Annotated in this window: 1 protein-coding gene and 1 tRNA gene; both read left to right on the top strand. The window is 50.2% G+C overall.

Annotated elements, in window-relative coordinates; genetic code table 11:
• The first annotated feature begins 651 nt into the window (after positions 1 to 651).
• A tRNA-Leu gene (locus ACTIE0_RS23815) sits at positions 652 to 734 on the top strand.
• A 212-nt stretch (positions 735 to 946) separates the two neighbouring features.
• Positions 947 to 2,173, top strand: coding sequence for a 2'-O-glycosyltransferase CruG (gene cruG / locus ACTIE0_RS23810; protein ID WP_006670362.1), 1,227 nt, complete (start codon positions 947 to 949; stop codon positions 2,171 to 2,173).
• Positions 2,174 to 2,607: the final 434 nt, after the last annotated feature.

Below are 2,607 nucleotides of genomic sequence, written 5' to 3'. Positions count from 1 at the left end.
CCCGCCCCTACATTACATTGGGCGCGTTATTCGAGGTCGAAATTTGGTGAAATTGGCTGAAAATGCGATCGCACCACCAAAAACGGCGGGAATGCGATCGCACCACCAAAAACCGCTGACTAACGGCTAATATTCCCCGGTATTGAATTTAAACGCCACCAGGTTAAACTCCCCAAAATTAATCCAATTAGACAACTCGCAACCAACTTATAGCTTTGTAGTTTGCCTCGCGCCCTTTGCTTTTTGGGCGGGACTGGAAACCCGGCGGGCATAGGGGATAATTCCCCCTTGTGTTCCCTGGTATCATCTTCCGGGGCTTGACGGGATCTCATATCGTTTTTGCCAGTCTTCTGGGGGCTTCAATCTTGCCGTTTTTTACCATATTTTTAAGCTATTTGACATCCTCCCCCCGCCTAACACGGGGATTCCCAGTAGGGGGAGGGTTTGGCAATCATCCCCTTTGCATCTTTGGCGTGGCGGGAGGTTCGCCCATTCCCCTGTCCGCTACTGGGGGGTGATAACTATTGTAATCCTTTCCCACAGTCGCGGGTTTCACCTCCTCCACCTACCCCAGCCACCTGTCAAAAATTAATTTCCCCTAACCCCTTTTTTTTATCGCTCATCTGTGTTACTATGAATTCTGGCAAATAAGCGGACGTGGCGGAATTGGTAGACGCGCTAGATTTAGGTTCTAGTGTCCTCGCGACGTGAAGGTTCAAGTCCTTTCGTCCGCATTTGATTAACCCTGGATGTAGTGGCGGTTGTGGCTACTGCCTAACCTTCCTATGGACTGGCGAGGCTGGTTGATTTAATCTCCTCCAAACCCCATAGTTGCTCTCACTTGACCATTGATAGGGAAAACTGGTCTAATAGCGATCGCATTTCCGATTAACTTCGGTCAGTTAATCACAAACCGCCCACATATATTCCTGTGCGTTTCCCCTTTATGTTCATCCCCAGCCCTGGTCTACTAGCCCTGTTTAACTTATCCACTTACGAGAGTATCAGTGCCTTAGCCCTGTTAATACTTTCCCTACAACTCCCCGCCACCGCGATTTTACTCTCCCGCCTATTTCGAGGGTTACAGCGTCGCCCACAATTACACATAGCCCCCCCCACCCCAGACCTATTGGGTAAAGTTAGCGTTATTGTCCCCACCCTCAACGAAGCCACCCGCCTCGGTCCTTGTTTATCAGGTTTGACCCTCCAAGGCTATGAAGTACGCGAAATCATCATTGTTGATAGTAACTCAGTCGATGCCACCCAAGATATGGTCATCGCCCAAAGCCAGCGCGACCCTCGTTTCCGCTTAACTACGGATGACCCCTTACCTCCCGGCTGGGTAGGTCGTCCTTGGGCTTTACATACTGGCTTTTTACACACTTCCCCCGCCTCGGAATGGGTTTTGGGTATTGATGCAGACACACAACCTCAACCCGGACTGGTCGCCGCCTTGGTTAGGGCGGCAGAAAATTCTCAATATGACCTGATTTCTCTATCCTCTCAGTTTATCCTTAAATACCCAGGGGAATTGTGGTTACAACCTGCCCTCTTAATTACCCTCGTCTATCGATTTGGCCCCCCCGATACGGCTCCTAAGACCCCGGAACGGGTTATGGCTAATGGCCAATGCTTTTTGTGTCGCCGTGCGGTTTTGGAAGCGTTGAATGGTTACACCACCGCCTCAAATTCCTTTTGTGATGATGTGACTTTGGCGAGAAATGCTGCTAAAAAAGGCTTTCGCGTCGGGTTTTGGGATGGGGCGGCGCTGCTGAAGGTGCGGATGTATGATGGGTTTATGGATACTTGGTCTGGCTGGGGGCGATCGCTTGATTTAAAGGATGCTTCTTCTAGGGCGGGACTATGGGCGGATCTCGGTTTCCTATTATGCTGTCAGGGTCTACCCCTGTTTGTGTTAACTATCGGCTTGGCTTTGGGGTTACTCTCTCCCCACCATAACCCTATATTTACCTGTCTATGGCGCTTAAATGCTTTCCTCTTTATTATCCGTGTCGCTTTGTCGGGTGCGATCGCTTCTTCATATAATTTCAGCCAAGCACAAGCTAAATGGGTCTTCTGGCTATCTCCCCTCGCTGACCCCCTCGCTGTTTTCCGCCTCTTTCTCTCGGCTACCCAAAGACCTACCCAGTGGCGAGGACGCTACTATGAATAATTCCGGTCAAAGTCCCTCTCCCCTCTGGGATCCAGATTTAGGGTGAGGGCAATGTATCGGTGAGGGCAATGTATCTAGGAGAAAGCCCTAGGGTGAGGGCAATTTATTAAGGGACTAATTACCTCTCAAAGTCCCTCTCCCCTCTGGGATCCAGATTTAGGGTGAGGGCAATGTATCTAGGAGAGAGACCTAGGGTGAGGGCAATGTATCTAGGAGAAGGACCTAGGGTGAGGGCAATTTATTAAGGGACTGATAACCTCTCAAAGTCCCTCTCCCCTCTGGGATCCAGATTTAGGGTGAGGGCAATGTATCTAGGAGAGAGACCTAGGGTGAGGGCAATTTATTAAGGGACTAATTACCTCTCAAAGTCCCTCTCCCCTCTGGGATCCAGATTTAGGGTGAGGGCAATGTATCTGGGAGAGAGACCTAGGGTG

Source organism: Limnospira sp., assembly GCF_051859755.1.
Classification (GTDB): Bacteria; Cyanobacteriota; Cyanobacteriia; order Cyanobacteriales; family Microcoleaceae; genus Limnospira; species Limnospira fusiformis.
The sequence above is the reverse complement of the archived record's forward strand: the minus strand, read 5'-3'. Positions and strand labels throughout refer to the sequence as shown.

What these genes read in the sequence shown, in the direction of transcription:
- cruG (WP_006670362.1), top strand. Translation starts at nt 947, where the DNA reads ATGTTCATCCCCAGCCCTGGTCTACTAGCCCTGTTTAACTTATCCACT.